Source organism: Salegentibacter sp. BDJ18, from assembly GCF_017579965.1.
In the GTDB taxonomy this organism is placed as follows: domain Bacteria; phylum Bacteroidota; class Bacteroidia; order Flavobacteriales; family Flavobacteriaceae; genus Salegentibacter.
Genome location: NZ_JAFLQX010000017.1, coordinates 1 through 18,369, shown reverse-complemented (window position 1 = coordinate 18,369; position 18,369 = coordinate 1). Strand labels below are relative to the sequence as shown.

The 18,369-nt window shown below is 37.0% G+C and carries 11 protein-coding genes; 5 read left to right on the top strand and 6 right to left on the bottom strand.

All coding sequences use genetic code 11. The features are described 5' to 3' along the window. Positions 1-51 precede the first annotated feature (51 nt). The gene (locus J0871_RS09715; RefSeq protein ID WP_208225044.1) at positions 52-1,398 is read right to left on the bottom strand and encodes an MFS transporter; all 1,347 of its coding nucleotides are present in this window, start codon (positions 1,396-1,398) and stop codon (positions 52-54) included. Positions 1,399-1,623: 225 nt separating this feature from the next. Next, complete coding sequence (locus J0871_RS09710; protein ID WP_208225043.1) at positions 1,624-2,646, bottom strand: LacI family DNA-binding transcriptional regulator; 1,023 nt, start codon at positions 2,644-2,646, stop codon at positions 1,624-1,626. Positions 2,647-2,871: 225 nt separating this feature from the next. Here J0871_RS09710 and J0871_RS09705 point away from each other — a divergent pair, with 225 nt between their 5' ends. From J0871_RS09705 to J0871_RS09685, 5 genes are all read left to right on the top strand, one after another. Next, entirely contained in the window at positions 2,872-5,790 is a 2,919-nt protein-coding gene (locus J0871_RS09705; protein ID WP_208225042.1) for a SusC/RagA family TonB-linked outer membrane protein, read from the top strand. 24 nt (positions 5,791-5,814) lie between these two features. Beyond that, positions 5,815-7,401 carry a RagB/SusD family nutrient uptake outer membrane protein gene (locus J0871_RS09700; protein WP_208225041.1) on the top strand — a complete coding sequence of 529 codons (1,587 nt, stop codon included), beginning with the start codon at positions 5,815-5,817 and terminating at the stop codon, positions 7,399-7,401. A gap of 18 nt (positions 7,402-7,419) precedes the next feature. Continuing rightward, positions 7,420-8,562: a SusE domain-containing protein gene (locus tag J0871_RS09695; RefSeq protein ID WP_208225040.1), complete on the top strand. Its 1,143-nt coding sequence runs from the start codon at positions 7,420-7,422 to the stop codon at positions 8,560-8,562. Between the two features lie 159 nt (positions 8,563-8,721). Then, positions 8,722-10,176 carry an alpha-amylase gene (locus tag J0871_RS09690; protein WP_208225039.1) on the top strand — a complete coding sequence of 485 codons (1,455 nt, stop codon included), beginning with the start codon at positions 8,722-8,724 and terminating at the stop codon, positions 10,174-10,176. 602 nt (positions 10,177-10,778) lie between these two features. Further along, positions 10,779-12,455, top strand: a complete 1,677-nt coding sequence (locus J0871_RS09685) for a sulfatase (protein ID WP_208225038.1) — start codon at positions 10,779-10,781, stop codon at positions 12,453-12,455. Between the two features lie 247 nt (positions 12,456-12,702). Here the strand turns inward: J0871_RS09685 and J0871_RS09680 are convergent, their stop codons facing one another. From J0871_RS09680 to J0871_RS09665, 4 genes are all read right to left on the bottom strand, one after another. Further along, a complete protein-coding gene (locus J0871_RS09680; RefSeq protein ID WP_208225037.1) occupies positions 12,703-13,296 on the bottom strand; it encodes a DUF1080 domain-containing protein in 594 nt (197 codons plus the stop codon). A gap of 52 nt (positions 13,297-13,348) precedes the next feature. Beyond that, entirely contained in the window at positions 13,349-14,164 is an 816-nt protein-coding gene (locus J0871_RS09675) for a DUF1080 domain-containing protein (protein WP_208225036.1), read from the bottom strand. A gap of 40 nt (positions 14,165-14,204) precedes the next feature. Beyond that, the gene (locus J0871_RS09670; RefSeq protein ID WP_208225035.1) at positions 14,205-15,548 is read right to left on the bottom strand and encodes a Gfo/Idh/MocA family oxidoreductase; all 1,344 of its coding nucleotides are present in this window, start codon (positions 15,546-15,548) and stop codon (positions 14,205-14,207) included. 100 nt (positions 15,549-15,648) lie between these two features. After that, positions 15,649-17,892: a LamG-like jellyroll fold domain-containing protein gene (locus J0871_RS09665; RefSeq protein WP_208225034.1), complete on the bottom strand. Its 2,244-nt coding sequence runs from the start codon at positions 17,890-17,892 to the stop codon at positions 15,649-15,651. Positions 17,893-18,369: the final 477 nt, after the last annotated feature.

Sequence of the window (18,369 nt, the reverse complement as noted above, 5' to 3'; positions counted from 1 at the left end):
GATACGTTTTGATTTCATTATGTTTCATCAAATCTACCCGAACTGATATTGTTATGCTTTAACGGGTTCGTCCACATCGTCTATTCTAAAAGTAAGTATAGCGGCGATTAGAAAAGCAATTCCGCTGGTAACTAAGGCGTAGATCGGGTTTCCGTCGTAAAGATATTTCACCATTAATCCTCCAATAAGTGCATTTACAATTTGTGGGATCACAATAAAAAAGTTGAAGATCCCCATATAAACTCCCATTTTTTTCGGTGGAATTGATCCGGCAAGAATTGCGTAGGGCATTGCCAGAATACTGGCCCAGCCAATACCAATAGCGAACATAGAAAGCAATAGCCAATATTCATTCGGCATTATATAAATGGACAGCATTCCCAGTGCGCCAATAAATAGCGACATAATATGCGTGCTTTTTCTTCCAATTTTTAAAGCAATAGCCGGAAGAAAAAATGCAAAAACCGCTGAAACAGCATTGTAAACCCCGAACAGCACACCAACCCAGTCGCCGGCATCCTGATAGGTTTCACTGTTACTATCTGAAAGTGGTAATCCGTAAATATGATGGGCAATTGCGGGAGTTGAGAAAACCCACATTCCAAAAAGACCAAACCATGAAAAGAATTGTACCCAGCTAAGCTGCCGCATAGTATGAGGCATTTTTGCAAAATCTGAAAAGATATCCAGCAAACTGGATTTCTCATTTTCATCAACCGGTTCTTCAATGTGGTCATCCATTTTTTCCAGTTCCTCGGGAGAATATTCTTTGGTAGTAATTACCGTTACCAGAATACTTCCAACTAAAATGGCAGCTCCAATTACAAAAGAAAGCAGCAGGTTTAGTGGAACTTCGCCTACTACCGCTCTATTGCTAATATCAAACCAGTTGGTCAATACGTAAGGTAACCAGGAACCAATTACGGCCCCAATTCCTATTAAAACGGTTTGTACACTAAAGCCTAGGGTTCTTTGATCTGATGGTAATTTATCGGCCACCAGAGCGCGAAAGGGTTCCATTGCTACATTAAACGAAGCATCCATAATAAAGAGCATCCCGGCACCTACCCAAAGAGAAGGCAAAATAGCTATAAACCAATCGGCATTAGGCATTAAAATAAGGCCTATTGCCGCTAAAATTGCTCCAGTTAGAAAGAATGGTCGCCTACGGCCAAGGCTGGTCCAGGTTCTATCGCTATAGTAGCCTATAATAGGCTGAACGATTAAACCGGTAACCGGCGCAACCAACCAAAACCACGAAAGTTCGTGAATATCGGCACCAAAGATTTGTAAAATTCTACTTGCGTTGGCATTTTGGAGTGCAAACCCCATCTGGATTCCAAGAAAACCAAAACTCATGTTCCAGATCTCCCAGAAACTTAATCTACGTTTTTGCATATCGTACAATTAACGTTTACGATAAGCATAAGGCTTATCAAAACTTATTTTAGGTAGGAAGTAAAAATATAAGTTCTGATAAATTAACTAAGCTGGGGTAAATATATATAAAATTTTAAAGATGGTAATCGAAAATTACTCAAGAATCGAGAATTAAATACTCCAGGGAGTATTTAAAATTGAAAAAAAATAGCACACACGGCCGTTGGCTGGATTAGAAGTTGTTTACAATTTGGTAGAATTTCTTTCTATCAAATTGGTTTCTACAATTACTGTTCTATAAGATTCCTCTTCCTCTGGTTTTCTTTCCAGTTTATCTATTAAAAGCCTGGCAGCTTCAGCTCCCATACGTTCGCCGTGTTGACTTACAGTGGTAAGGCTGGGAATAAATCTTTTTGAAAGCTCCCCATCTGTAAAACCAATTACAGAGACATCTTCTGGAACTTTTAAACCTTTTTCCTGAATGGCTTTTATCGCGTAAATGGCAAAATGCTCGTTCACTGCGAAAACTGCATCGACTTCATTTTTATCAATAAAGTCCTTGATTTCAGTTTCGCTATTATCCATATCCTCTATTTTAAGGATAAGGCTTTCATCAATTTCTACATTATTTTCTCTTAAAACCTCAAGATAACCACGGGTTCTTAATTTCCCTACGCTCACATAATCTACCGTAGAAACAAGCCCGATTTTCTTTGCTCCCTTTTCGAGTAAATATTGTACTGCTTTTTTAGCACCAATAACATCATCAATAATCACTTTATCGCAATGAATTTCATCTACTACCCTATCAAATAAAACCACGGGCATTCCCTGGTTGGTAACTTCGGTAAGGTGATGGTAATCTTCCTTTTGCATAGTTTCTTTTGCCAAAGAAAGGATAAAACCATCTGTACTGCCATTGGCCAGCATTTCAAGGTTTAGTACTTCTTTATCAAAAGAATTGTTAGAAAGACACACAATTACATTGTACCCCATTTCGTTGGCAACCTGTTCTACCCCACTAATTACTGTAGTAAAGAAATAATGAACAATTTCAGGAATAATAATTCCTATAGTTTTTGTTTTTCGGTTTTTAAGACTGAGTGCGATATTATTAGGCCGGTAGTTATATAATTTTGCAAAAGCCTTAATTTTTTTACGGGTTTCTTCCCCAATTTCTGAACTGTCTCTTAGAGCTTTTGAAACAGTAGAAATTGATACGTCTAATTCTCTTGCAATTTGTTTTAGGGTCAATTTTGGCTTCATAAAAATCTATTATTTAAAAATAACTCAGGGATAATTTTTAAGATGTCGTAAAAATACCATAAAAATTACGCTATACCCGCAAAAATCAAAAGTTTTCAACACTCAAACGTTTGCGCAAAATACTGGTAAGGAAATGCCTATTTCTTTACATTCTGTTTACATACTTTTAACCTCAGGAAGTAAAAATATAAGCATAATTTTTAGTAAAAATCAATAAAATAATTTATGAAAACACTATTTAAAAGCACGTTGATGTTGCTCTTAATGCTACCAATGAGCTTTTTTGCGCAGGAGACTGTGAGTGGCGTTGTTAGCGAAAGCGCAACCGGCCTTCCAATTCCCGGCGCAAACGTTATTGTAAAAGGAACAACTAATGGTGCAGTCACAGATTTTGATGGTAATTATACCATTCAAAACGTAAGTGAAGACGATATTCTTGTCTTTTCTTTTCTTGGTTTTGCCAGTCAGGAAATTCCTTATGAAGGGCAGGCAACTTTAGATGTTCAGTTAGACGAAGATCAGGCTACTTTAGAAGAGGTAGTTCTTATTGGTTACGGTAGCACCTCTGAACAGGATGCAACAGGATCTGTAGAAAAGATTTCTGCTGAAAGCTTTAACCAGGGAGCAGTAGTTTCACCAGAACAGTTAATTTCAGGTAAATCGGCCGGGGTTAGAATTACTCCCGGAAGCGGGGAACCAGGCGGTGGTTCTGAAATTAGAATTCGTGGTGGTTCTTCCCTATCGGGTAACAACTCTCCACTTATTGTAGTAGATGGTGTGCCATTAGACCAAAGAGGAGTTCAGGGTGTTAGAAACCAGTTAAACTCTATTAACCCAAACGAAATTGAAGATTTTGTAATTTTAAAAGATGCTGCTGCAACCTCTATTTATGGTTCCAGGGCTTCTAACGGGGTAATTTTAATCACCACCAAAACTGGTAAAAAAGAATCTCCGTTGGCTTTATCTTACGATCTTAAAGTATCTGCCGGGAGAATTATAGATAAGGTAGATGTATTGAATGCCGATCAATTTCGTACTTTAATAAACGAAACCCCGGGAACAGACCCTTCTTTATTGGGAGATGCTAATACCGATTGGCAGGATCAAATTTACCAAACTGCTGTAGGAGCTATTCACAACTTTACGGCAACACAGGGATTTGAAAATTTCACCTACCGTATAAATTACAACCACACTTCACAAACAGGAGTTTTAAAAACCGATGTTTATGAAAGAAACGCGCTTAATATTGCGCTTAACCAGGATTTGTTTGATAATCACCTAAAATTATCCTTAACTTCTAAAGGAATTGTAGATGAAAACCGTTTTGCAGACCAGGGTGCTATTGGCTCAGCCGTAGGCTTTGACCCTACCCAACCGGTTTATAATGAGGGAAGTTACTTTGATGGATATTATGAGCACACACTTTCACCTCAACAACAACAAATCCAGGCTACACGTAACCCATTAGCACTTTTAGAGCAATTAGATGGCCGTGGAGTTACTAAAAGAAATATCACCAACCTGAATGCAGAATATAAATTCCATTTCCTTCCAGAATTGAAATTTAATGTAAATGCCGGTTTTGATTATTCAGAGAATGATGGTTATAATAGAAGACCATTAACTTCTGCAGCAAACAACCAGGATATTCCTTATTTTGAAGATTATGGTGGTTTCAATAGAAATACACTTCTGGATTTCTATTTCAATTATAAAAATGATATAGATTTCCTAGATACTGAAATTGATTTAACTGCAGGACATTCTTACCAGGAATTCTTTATTACCAGCCAAAGAACTGAAACAGTTTCTAACGATATTCAGGATTTCCCAAGAGATATTAATCGAAATGCATTGGAATCTTACTTTGGTCGTGCCAGTTTTGATATTGCCAATAAATATTTGGTTTCTGGTAGCGTGCGTAGAGATGGTTCTTCAAGATTTGGAGGAGACAATAAATGGAGTATTTTCCCTGCATTATCTGTAGGTTGGAAATTACATAACGAAAACTTCCTTGCAGATTCTAATGTATTGAACCAATTAAAACTTCGAGCAGGATACGGGGTAACCGGTAACCAGGAAATTGGACCTAATTATGGTTACTTCGGAACTTATAACCCAAGTGTAGGTGGAGCGCGATACCAGTTTGGTAACCAGTTCTACAATACTTTACGTCCTGAAGCTTACGATTCTGAACTTAAATGGGAGGAATTAAAAACTTATAATGTTGGTATAGATTATAGTTTCTTTAATAACAGGATCTCTGGTACCATAGAAGCTTATTACCGTGAAACTGAAGATCTTTTAGCAACAGTACCGGTACCGGCAGGTGCTAACCTTACCGACCTTTTAGTTACCAATGTAGGTAATACGGTGAGTAAAGGACTTGAATTTGGAATTAACGGTGCTATTATTCAGCAGGAAGATTTCAACTGGGATGTAAATTACAATTTAACCTTCCAGGATTTAGAAATCACCAATTTAACCCTGGGTGATAACCCGAATTTCCAAATTCCACAGGGAGAAATAAGTGGTGGTGTTGGTAACAACATCCAGCTATGGAAAGAAGGCTTTGACCCTACTACCTTTAATGTTTTCCGCCAGGTTTATAATGAAAATGGGCAACCAATAGAAGGTGCTTATGTAGATGTGAACGGGGATAACGAAATTACTGAAGAAGACAGGGTTGCTTATAAAAAAGCCACACCAGATTACTTTATGGGATTAACAAATACTATGAGGTATAAAAACCTTGATTTCAGCTTTACCTTTAGAGGTAACTTCGGAAATTACATGTACAACAACACTCAGTCAAGTAACGGATTTGTAGGCGCTGGTACAGTTACCCCACAGCCTTACTATTCCAACTTTAACAGCAATGTATTAGAAAGCAACTTTAACAATAACCAGTTCTTTTCAGACTATTATATTCAAAAGGCTGATTTTGTGAAGCTAGACAACATTTCTGTAGGATATTTATTCCCGGGAGAAGACCTTGATATTAGAACTTCACTAACCGCAACCAATGTATGGACCATAACCGATTATGAAGGTTTAGATCCAGAAATTGCTAACGGTATAGACAATAATTTTTATCCAAGATCTACCACCATTGTACTTGGTTTAAATCTTTCATTTTAAGAAAAAATATATAATAAATTAGTTATGTTAAAAACACTAAAACCATTCTTAATCTTATTTATAAGTGCCGGTTTCTTCTGGTCTTGTGAAGACGATTTAGATTTGCAGCCTGAAGATAACAGGCTCACGGCCGAAACTACTTTTGAAGATCCAGCATCTTACAAACAGTTCTTGGCTAAACTTTATGCCGGTCTTGCGGTTAGTGGCCAGGAAGGTCCTGCCGGAGATCCAGACCTTATTGGTCTTGACGAAGGTTTCTCTCAGTATCTTAGATTATACTGGTCTATGCAGGAACTTACTACAGATGAAGCTGTAATTGGCTGGAACGATGGTACAATCCAGGACTTGCACGCCCAAAACTGGACGGCAGGAAACGAGTTTATTAGAACTATGTACTCAAGGATTTTGTACCAGGTTTCTCTTACTAATGAATTTTTAAGACAAAGCACTCCAGAACTTTTAGAATCTAGAGGCATTGCAGCTGAAGAAAGAGAAAATATAGCCATTTACCGTGCTGAAGCAAGGTTCTTAAGAGCTTTACACTATTATCACGCTTTAGATTTATTTGGTAATGTACCTTTTGTAACAGAAGAAGACCCTGTAGGAGCTTTTCTTCCGCAGCAAATTCAAAGACCAGAATTATACGATTTTGTAGAAAGTGAACTTTTAGCCATAGAAAGCGAAATTGTAAGCGCTAATTCTAATGAATACGGGCGTGCCGATCAGGCTGCAGTTTGGATGCTGCTTTCTAAACTTTATCTAAATGCTGAAGTTTATACCGGTGAGGCTCACTATACTGAAGCTTTAGATTATTCTGAAAGAGTAATTAACGCAAATTATAGTTTAGCAGATGATTACCAAAAATTATTCCTGGCAGATAATGATTCCAATGGAGCACAATCTGAAGTGATCTTCCCTATTACTTTTGATGGGCAGCAAACCAGGTCTTATGGCGGGATGGCATTTATTATTCACGCTGCTGTAGGTGGCGATATGGATCCTGCAGACTTTGGAGTAAGTAGTGGCTGGGCCGGTTTAAGAACCACCGCTGCCCTGGTAGATAAGTTTCCAAATGGAGCAGATTCTGAAGATGAAAGAGCACTTTTCTTTACAGAAGGACAAACTAAAGAGATAGATGAAATTTCCAGCTTTAATGATGGCTTTGCAATTACCAAGTTCAAAAATGTTACCGTAGATGGCGAATGGGGATCTGATGATACCGGGGAATTCCCGGATACCGATTTCCCAATGTTTAGACTTGCAGATGCATATTTAATGTATGCTGAAGCACACCTTAGAGGTGGTGGCGGTAGCCAGGCGGCTGCTTTAGGTTATGTAAACGAATTGAGGGAACGAGTTGATGCCGACCAGGTTGGCGCATCAGATCTAAGCTTAAATTTCATATTAGATGAGCGCGCCCGTGAATTATACTGGGAAGCTCATAGAAGAACAGATCTTATAAGGTTTAACCAATTTACTGAAAATGGAATTTGGCCATGGAAAGGAGATGTTCCACAGGGAGCAACTACACAAGGTTACAGAAACCTAATGCCTATACCAGCTTCAGACTTAGGAGTTAACACCAATTTAGAACAAAATCCAGGATATTAATTTTATAAAAGAATTAAAATGAAGAAATTTTCAATTTTATTTTTAGCATTTATCGCGCTATTAAGCTTTAGCGCGTGTACACAAGACGACGATATTGTATTCGTTGCGCAACCAGACCCGGAAGGAATTCAGTTTAGCAATTCATTTCAAAACACTTATGTGTTACCATCGGGAAATCCAGATAATCTTGCCGAAAGATTTGTTTGGAACGAAGTAGATTTTGATGCACCTACTACTATTACCTATGAGCTTCAGGGCTCTGCAGATGAAGCTTTTGGAGACTTTATGGTAATAGGAAGTACAGATAATAATAATCTTGGTGTAAGCATTGGCCAAATGAGAGATCTTGCTGAAGATGCAGGTCTTGATAACGATCCTGAAACCGAAGCGCCAAATACTGGCAGCGTTTACTTTAAAGTACGTGCTTTTGCCGGTGACGGTGAAGGAAATGCTTTAGAAGAATTTTCTGAAACTATTGGCCTTAATGTAGAGCTACCAGAAGCCGAAGAAGAAGGTGAAGAAGAGCTGCCTAAAATATATATGGTAGGTAATTTTCAGGCTGCTGGAGGTTATGGAAGTGACTGGACTCCTGCAGATGGAGCACCATTAGCGGCAACTACTGAAGATGAAACCAAATACGAAGGTTTTGTTTTTATAAATAACGATAGTCCTGAATTTAAATTTACACCTACAAATGAAAATTTTGATGGCGATTATGGTGATAGCGGGGCTGAAGCTGGAGATTTTAGTGAAAGTCTTTTACAAGACGGAGAAGTAAATGCGGGTACTCCAGACGGTACAGGAGGTTATTATTTTGTTGAAGTCGATCTTGAAAATTTGACATATAATTTAACTAAAGTTGAATTTGGGGTTATCGGCAATGCTACTCCAACTGGATGGGATTCCGATACAGATATGACTTATGATCCTGAAACAATGACTTGGAGCCTAAACCTTTCACTTACCGCTCAGGAAGCACCAGATAACGGATTTAAATTCCGCGCGAACGATGCGTGGGATATCGAATATGGTGATAACGATGCCGATGGAACTCTAGAGTTTCAAGGAGCAAACATTGGCGTTCCTGAAGAAGGTGATTATACAATTACCATGGATCTTAGTAATCCAAGACAATATACCTATTCCTTTACTTTAAACTAAAGGATTTATTTTAGGGCTGCCTGGAAGGTTATTAAATCGTCATTCTGAATTAATTTCAGAATCTAAGTTTTTGATTATCAAAATATATTAGAAGCTGAAACCAGTTCAGCTTGACGCAAATGCAACCTTTCAGACAGCCCTTTTTAATTCTTATTTATTATGAAAAAAACTAAAATTTTATTTCCTTTTCTTTTTAGCTTACTGTTAGTGATATCAGGTTGCTCTAAAGATGATGACGAAGTTGTTGATGAAACAGATGATATTACCGGTGGCGAAGAACCGGAAGAAATTCCTGATGATCCTGAAGCCTTAGACCTTTCCCAATATTCCAGCGGGCAAAAAGTAATGATGCAAACTTTTTACTGGGATGTAGAACCACGCTTTGAATGGTGGAATAACCTTTCAGATAAAGTTGAAGGCTGGGCAGATGCCGGGATAGATAGAATATGGCTTCCCGTGGCTACAAAAGGCCAATCTGGCGGTTACTCTATGGGGTACGATCCTTCAGATTATTTCGATTTTGGAGAATACGATCAACACGGGACCGTTCCTACACGTTTTGGAACTCGCGAAGAGCTGGAAAATCTTATCTCTAAATCTCACGAGCTGGGCTTAGAGGTGATTGCAGATATCGTTTTAAACCATAATTCGGGCGGCGGCCTGGAATACAATCCATATCGCGAAAAGGATACCTATACCCTATTCAACGAAGAATATGGAAACGCCTCAGGAATGTTCAATAGAAACTACGAGCATTTTCACCCAAACGATGTGAGCCAAAGTGATGAGGGCGATCTTTTCTTTTCTGAACAGGATGTAGATCACGATGTTCCTTATGTACAGGACTGGTTTTGGAAAAATGAAAATTCTGTCGCAAAATATTACAAAAATGAAATGGGCTTTGACGGCTGGCGATTTGATTACGTAAAAGGTTTTGGAACCTGGGTGATTGAAGATTGGATGAACGAAGTTGGCGGATTTGCCGTTGGAGAAAATTTTGATGGAAATGCAGATGTTCTGGTAGACTGGGTTGATGCCACCGGAGTTTCGGCTTTCGATTTTGCCGCTTTCTATAAAATGGAAGAAGCTTTTGATCGTTTTGACGACCTAAATTATTTAGACGGAAATACACTTCGTAAGGTTAATCCCGACAAAGCTGTGACTTTTGTAGCGAATCACGACACCGAAAAAGACGAAAATGAAGACAATCGCATCGCTTCAGAAAATAAAATGAAGGCTTATGCCTATATTTTAACACACGACGGATATCCTACAATTTTCTACTCAGATTACGAAAATGAAGCTTTCAACGAAGAAATCAAGCAGTTAATCGAGATTCATAATAGTCTGGCACTTGGTGATGTAGAAGTACTTCATGTAGATAATAACGAATATGTAATGAAAAGGGAAGGGAATGCTGAAAACCCCGGATTAATTCTATATATTAGCACCGAAAGTACTACCAAGCGTAGAAACGTTCAAACTAATTGGAATAACGTTACCTTATTAGATTATAGTGGTAACACAACATACACCCCTACCTCCGATGAAAACGGAATGGCAATAATTGAAGCTCCGGCGAATGGATATTCAATATACTCCATCACGAAATAGGTTTTATTTTGAATTTTCATAGGTGTTAATTCAAAGACTGGCTGGTTGTTAATTCAACCAGCCTCTTTTTTTTCCAGATATTCGGCTTTTATTTTCTTTTCGATATTCATTTAATCACTTTCTCTTCCCGGTTTTTACCAAAATTTATAACACTATTGGCCAGGTCAATTACCCTGTTCCAAAAATCAGTCTATCTATTAATTAAGATTATCACATATTCCGAAACCTACCAGGGTAAGATTCATTATTTAAAAAACAATTACCCGCCATTTCGGTATGCTGTGATAGCTCAATTTTAATTCTACCAGTCCTATTTTTATTTTCGTTTTGAAAATAATTTCGTCTTATTATTTATTATTTATATAATTTTTTAAAATTATAATATCTTTATAAAAATTTATTTATAGCACTTAATCCTCCCTAAAGAGGTACTTCTGAAGCTTACTATTAAGATAGGATTTATGAAAAACTGTAAGTTCTAACCTAAAAATTAACAAGGGGACAAATAATTCAGCTGCAGAATATAACAGAGTAAAAGAATTGATAAATATTTTCTTTTAATTGAAGATCAATAAAAAATTTCCAAATCTAAATAAGAACCTATGCCGAATTACCGAATTTTATTTTGCTTGCTTGGTTTAGCAACAACTTTATTTTCTTGTAAGAGTGAAGCAGAGAAAAAAGAGCTACGCCAGGACAAACGTCCTAATATTGTCTTTATGATGTCTGACGATCACGCATATCAGGCCATAAGCGCGTATAGCGATAAACTAATTAATACTCCAAATATAGACAGGCTGGCGCAGGGAGGTGTTCTTTTCAATAATGCTTCGGTAACCAACTCTATTTGTGCGCCTTCGCGTGCAGTAATTTTAACCGGAAAGCACAGTCATTTAAATGGGAAAATTGACAACCTCAGTAAATTTGATACGACGAATGTAACTTTTCCGCAAATCTTACAGGATGCCGGATACCAGACTGCAATGTTTGGAAAATTACACTTTGGAAACAATCCAAAAGGTTTTGATGAATTTAAAATCTTACCCGGCCAGGGAAGTTATTATAACCCACGCTTTATAACCAAGGACGGTGATACCGTAATAGATGGTTATGTAACGGATATAATTACGGATCTCACCATTAACTGGTTGGAAGAAGAACGCGATAAAGCAAAACCTTTCTTATTGATGTATTTACATAAAGCTCCACACCGCGCCTGGTTACCAGCAGAAAGACATTACAAAGAATTTACAAAAAAAGAATTCCCACTACCAGAAACCCTATTCGATAACTATACTCGTATTCAGCCCGAAGATCTTAAATCAAATTCTCCCGATGTGTCTAAGGCATACAATTTAGATGGGCGAAAAAACAGTAAAAGTACAGCAGCACAATCTGCAGAGATGAACATTCTTGACCACATGATTCTAACTAATGATAATAAATTGAAGGATACTACAATCCAAAAACTGGGAATAAAAGAGCGGTACCTGGGAGATCCTACCAGTAGAATGAATAAAGAGCAAAAAGCTGCCTGGGATAAGGTCTACGATCCAATAAATAAAGAGTTTGAAAAGAAATATCCAGCTATGGATGATGAGGATTTAATGAAATGGAAGTACCAACGTTACATGCAGGATTACCTGGGAACTATTGCTTCAGTAGATGAAAACGTAGGTCGCGTATTAGACTATCTAGATGATAATAACTTATCTGATAATACTATTATGGTTTATACCTCAGACCAGGGCTTTTACCTGGGAGAGCACGGTTGGTTCGATAAAAGATTCATGTATGAAGAATCTTTTCGGACTCCTTTACTTATAAAATGGCCAAACAAGATAAAAGCTGGTATTACCGAAGAGCAAATGGTGCAAAACCTGGATTTTGCACAAACCTTTTTAGATGCTGCCGGTGTAAATGCTCCAGATGAGATGCAAGGTAAGAGTTTATTACCATTATTAACGGGAGAAAAAGAGGCCTGGGATAGAGATGCTGTTTACTATCATTATTATGAATATCCTGCCGAGCATGCTGTAAAAAGGCATTATGGTATTGCTACTAAAGATTATAAGATCATCCACTTTTACTATGATGTAAATGAATGGGAACTTTACGACCGTAAAAACGATCCGCAAGAATTGCATAATGTATTTTACGATCCAGATTATGCGGAAGTAAGGGAAATGATGGTTAAGAAACTAAAAGAAACCCGTAAAAAATACAAAGATTCAGAAGAGCTGGATAAGCAATTTATTAAGGTTTACGAAGATAAATAAACAGGAGGTATTACGATTTTTGTAATAATCCCTGCGAGCAGCCTTGCTCTCGTTTCCACATATTCTCAAGGATAAAGATCTGATTATCACTAATAAAAAAATCCTGAAAATCTTTCGGGACTGTTTATATTAAAATTAAAAAGCCGTCTTTCAAAAATTGAAGACGGCTTTCAAACTAAAACACATTATTGAAAAAACTACTTAACTTTATATATTTCTGTAATTGAAATCTTTAATTACTTCTTAATTAAATTTGTTTAAGTTTAATATTTCTCCAGTACACTTTAATCCCTCCCCCATCGTGAATTTGCAAGGCTATTTTACCAGTAGCAGCTCCTATTTTTTCATCAGAAAAATCAACCATTTCCACGCCATTTAACCAGCTGGTTACCTGATTGCCTTTAACTCTTATCTTTAATTTATTCCATTCTCCATACTTAAGCGCATCTTCTTTTTCTGGGGTTGGCTTAATCAACCATCCGCGTCCATAAGATTCATAGATTCCACCTGTATGAAGATTTGGTGGTGCCACCTCTACCTGCCAACCAGCTATTTTAGTACCTTCAATTTCAGACCGTATAAATACTCCGCTATTTCCATCAGCTTCTTGTTTAAATTCTAAATTCAATTCAAAATCTTTGTAATTTTCTTTAGAGGCAAGATATCCATATGCTTTATCGGGACCGCTCTCTGAGATCAACAATCCATCTTCTACATACCATTTCTCAGTACCATGTATTTTCCATCCTTCCAGATCTTTTCCATTAAAAAGATCTTTTCCAGATTGACAACCCGTAAATGCAATACTCAATAAGATCGCAACTAAACTAATTTTTTTCATTTTATATTTTTTAAAATAATTATCCGTTTATCAAATTTTTAGGATATTGAATTTATAATCTTTTAATTTTAATATTTCTAAACCAGATGGGGCTGGCGTGGTCCTGCAAACCGATGTAACCAGACTTAAACTTTGCATAATCGGGACTGCCTTTCCATTTACCTGAATCTCTTTTCTCTTGCCAGTCTTCAGATTTAGGATTGAATGACACTACCATTTCCCCGTTAAGCCAATGTTCCACTCTCTCTGGGGTATATACAATCTTACTCGTATTCCACTCTCCAACCGGATTCAATTTTTTCTTTTCAGAATCGGGTGCGTACATCGCATAATCGGCAGCTGTTTTGTTTAATGGCTTTAATTCTGAAAGGTTTTCAGTATGACCAAGACTCTTATTGTAACTAACAAGGTCATGAATATTCTCATAATTTTCATCATCAATCAGCTGATATTCAGGAGCTACTTTTGATGGGTTTTCATAGCCCTCTTTTACGTGGTAAAAAATCCCGCTATTTCCCCCTTCCGGAAGTTTCCACTCCAGGGAAAGTTCAAAATTATCAAACTCTTCAGCACCATAGATAATATCCCGGCCTCCGGTATAATCTTCTTCTTTTCCGAGATCGGTTTTATAGGTTAATACATTATCTTCTATGACCCAACCTGGTGGCATCTCTTCTTCGCCATAACCTCGCCAGCCTTCAAGGCTACTACCGTCAAATAAATACTGCCAGTCTCCCTCTTCTTGTTGAGTCTGGACTGTATTTTCCTGATTTTGGTTATTGGTTTCAATTGCTTCCTGTTTTTTATCTGAATTTTTACAAGCAATGGTGGAAACTGCCAAAAGTGTGTATACTATTATCTTTTTCATCTGAAATATTTTAGATTGAAGTGTTATATAAACTTAAGGATTAGCCTAGTTTCATATTTTCAGGATCCCAATTTATAAATTCGTTCTTTTTATAACTTTCATTACAAAGCAAAGCCGGAGCTGCCGCGCGAAATCCGAATACAGGGTCTTCAGCTACGGAACCATTCTCACGAATTGCGGTAAAGAAATTAGCAAAATGATCGTAATGCGCTCCTTTATAACCGTTTTGCGCTTTGTAAACGGTCTCCAATGGCGGAACCAATTTTTTACGGTCCGGTCTTCCAGATTTTTCTTTAGCTTTTTCTGCTAAAAATGGATCATCACTTTCACCACCAGCATTGCGTTTTAAGGTTAGACTATCCCAGGCTATATCCATAGATCCTTTATCTCCTACCAGTTTTAAGAACGTACTACCACTGGTGCCGTCTACGAAATTACAACGCAGGGAAAGGTTAAAAGCCGGATGTTGTTTAGTATCAGGATAATCAAACATTCCTAAAAGTACGTCGGGAACTTCCCGTCCATCATCCCAATGTCGTAAACCTCCGGTGGCTGCAATTTTGTTAGGTCCATAAGAGTTCGTGATAAAATGCAGGCTGGAAAATAAATGCACAAATAAATCACCCGCCATTCCTGTCCCGTAGTCAAGATAATTACGCCATCTAAAAAAACGTAAAGGGTCGAAAGGCCGATCTTCACTGATGGAGATATATTTCTCCCAATCTACGGTTTGAATAGAAGCATCATCTGGAATAGGATATTGCCAGGCCCCAAATGCCGAATTACGAGCCCAGAAACCTTCGGCATAATTTAAAGTTCCTATTGCGCCTGCCGCCAATAATTCTTTAGCCTTTTCATTACCAAGTGAAGACATTCCCTGGCTACCTACCATATAAATTTTACCTGATTTCTTCCAGGCTTTTATAATATCGTTACCTTCTTCTACGCTGTGTACCATAGGTTTCTCACAGTACACATGTTTACCTGCATTTAAGGCGTCAATACTCATTTTTTTATGCCAGAAATCTGGAGTACCAATAATAACTGCGTCAATATCACTACGTTTTAAAATCTCCTTGTAGTCTTTGGTAACAAACAAACTGTTTCCCCAGCGCTGTTTTGATTCCTCCAATCTACCATCATATAAATCACAAACGGCAAGTAAATTAATATTGTCATGGCTTAAAGCAGTAGTAGTATCTGCCACTCCCATTCCCCCGGCACCTATTAAGGCGATATTTAAGGTTTTGTTACCAGTAAATTTAGTTTGCCGGTTAAGTAAATTTACCGGTTTCGTTTCGGAAGCAAAGCTTGAAGGGATAATGGCAGCAGTGGCTCCTGCTACTCCCAATTTTTTTATAAAAGAACGTCTATTATTCTCCATAGTTATTAGATAGATTTAATTTTTTAACTGCGTAAATCTAACCGGGGAAGACGTAATATTAAGGGTAATAAAAGGGGTAATAAGCCCGAAAATTTCTGATTTATTTAACTAATTTCATAAATTCCGGGTCAATAGTCTCACTATAATAACTTTCGTAAAGTTTTTTATAGTTTTCAACGGTTTTCTTTGCGGAACCATATTTTTCCTGTTGTAATAAACAGGAAACTTTTTTCCTAACTGCAGGTTCAAATAAAGGATCTACCACCAGAATAGCTTCAATAATTTCAATCTTTTTCGAATTATCTAAAGCCTCGTTTTCCAGGAACGGAGTTAACAAGTCTAATACCCTGGAATTGTATTCGGCTTTAATAGCATCCAACCATTCTACCTCTACCTGGGGAAGTAAAGGTCCTTTAGAAACAATTCTGGCAAATTCAATAGCCTGAATCTCAGAATGAATTTTCTTTTCTGATGACCAAAAATCAGGTAGTACATTATTTAAGATAAAAACGTCTACTTTACCTATTTCTGAAAATTGAAATTTCCATTTTTTATCTTCAAATAAAATTTCAGCACCAAGCTGCTTTTCCAGGGTTTTTCTCAATTCTTTTATTTGAGTACTTCTATTATTTTTTTTGTTTTCAGATGGAAAACCCGGCCACAAGATATCGCTTAGCTTTTTTGAAGTGATCCCACCATCGCGCAGAGTAAATAGTAAAATCAAGATCAATAATTCCCTTCGTTTTGGAGGTAATTTTGATGTAATATCTTCTCCCTTTTTATTCCACACCTTAAACCCATTTAATAAATTAATGCTGTTTAGTTGGATACTTTGCTGAACTGGAGCCAGGGGTTTTTCCTCCGGGAGCTGGATTTCTGGTTTTGCTGTTGGCTTTCTTCGGAAAATAAAGAATGCCGGGATTATTAAAATCAAAAAAAGACCAGTTAAATACATCCAATTATCGGTAAAAAAAGAATGCTGATCGCTACCCGTTTTCTTCAAATAAACATTTTTGATTTCATCATCACTTAATGCCCTATCCCATATTTTCAAATCACTCATTAGCCCTGAATAGTATTGACCCCAGAGATTGGTTCCTATGAGTAAGGCATGATCGGTCTGCCGAATATCCGAGGCAGCAATTTCCTCTATCAAGCTACCATTTACATATACATGGAGTTTTTGTGTGGGCACATAAACGAAGGCCACATGACTCCACTCTCCTTTTTTGATTACAGCTTTTGAGGTAGTATGATCTTTAATTCCAGTAGTAGTAAATTGTAACCTGCCATCATAAATTTTTGCCGAGAAGGCTTCCCCTTTTCCAATTAAACTAAAACTTCCATCTACCTCATCTGGTTTAATCCAGGCGCTAATACTTATTTCCTCCAGCCTACCCTCCGGTCTACTCCTAATGTCTATATAACTCGAGGTACCATTAAAAATACTTACGCGTTTATCTCTAAATATATCTTTTTCAAACTCGACATCAGTAGCGGTGCTTTTATCATCTTTATTGGCTAAATTAGCCACTTGTCCATCCAGGGGCAGGGAATACCTTAACTTTTCCTCTATCTCATATTTTATGGCGCGAAATGTTTTTGGCCCTGAAATTCTTCTGTTTTCATCGGTAAAATTATAGATATCAGGAGAGAACATAAATCCTCTTTTTTGGGGTGATAAGGTAGAGGCACTGGTCCTAAAAACACCACAAGTTTCCAGATGGGGGAATTCTTTCCAACCAACTTTGTTTAATTCTTCATTATTATAAGTAATCCTGGCTTTATATATTGGCTTCTTATAAAATTCTTTTTTTAAATACTTAATATCTTTGATAAAAGGTGAAGAAATAATATCGGGAACCACTCCTTTCCTGTAAAGTAGTTCTTCAAGAAAAAAATCAATTTCTTTTTTACTTTTTAAACTATCAACGGAAATTAGATTAAATTCTTTGCAAACCTCAATCTCGAATAATGTATCGCTTACAAAAGGAATATAATTTAGTTGATTTGTTTCAATTCCAATAATTTCATTTTCTTTAGAGGAACCTGGCGGTTTAGTAGAAATTTTGAGAGAATCTTCTAAAAAATCCTGTACTTTCTCTCTGTCGCGATTATACAGTAAAAGAACCTGGCGCTGGGTGCTCAAGAGTTCATTAAAACCATCTTCATTATTTTTTAATTCCGAGACAGCTTCAAAGTAAAATGTATTGTATCCTTTCTGTAAATCGGATAATGGATTAGAACTACCAGTTTTTAAAAGCCCCAAAGACTCAGGGTGTTTGTCCTGTCCAAAAGTGCAAACACTCCACACAATGAATACCAAAATGAAGAATCTCTTCATAATTTACTAATAGAAGGTTTTTCTGAGGGAGAAAGTTAGTGAAAAAAGCCAGAGTTTTAGAGTCTTTTCGCTGATCTATCACTCAATTTCTTCCAATTATTTGGTACTTAAAAGTTAAGAGAAATGTAATCTTATAAATAACTGTTTAATAGATAATTTATTGAAATATTAAATTTTCAACTCCAGATTTGGGTGTTATAGGTACCTTAAGGAGAAAATATTTTCCAATTTTTTAGCTAAATTAAATGATTTGAAGATTCTTCTAATATAGCTTATGTATTATTGAAATTGTATTGTACGCAATAGTTATAATTACCTCTGGAAGCGCTTACTTCAGAAGCATCAAGTGCGGGTCTGTAAATTAAACTCTGTCTGATGTTTCAATTCCTCTGGGGCTAGCCCCAGAGGAATTGGCGTTTATGTCCAGTGGTATCCGGTCTCCAAATTTAATATAAAATTGCTGAATCGTAAGGCTCC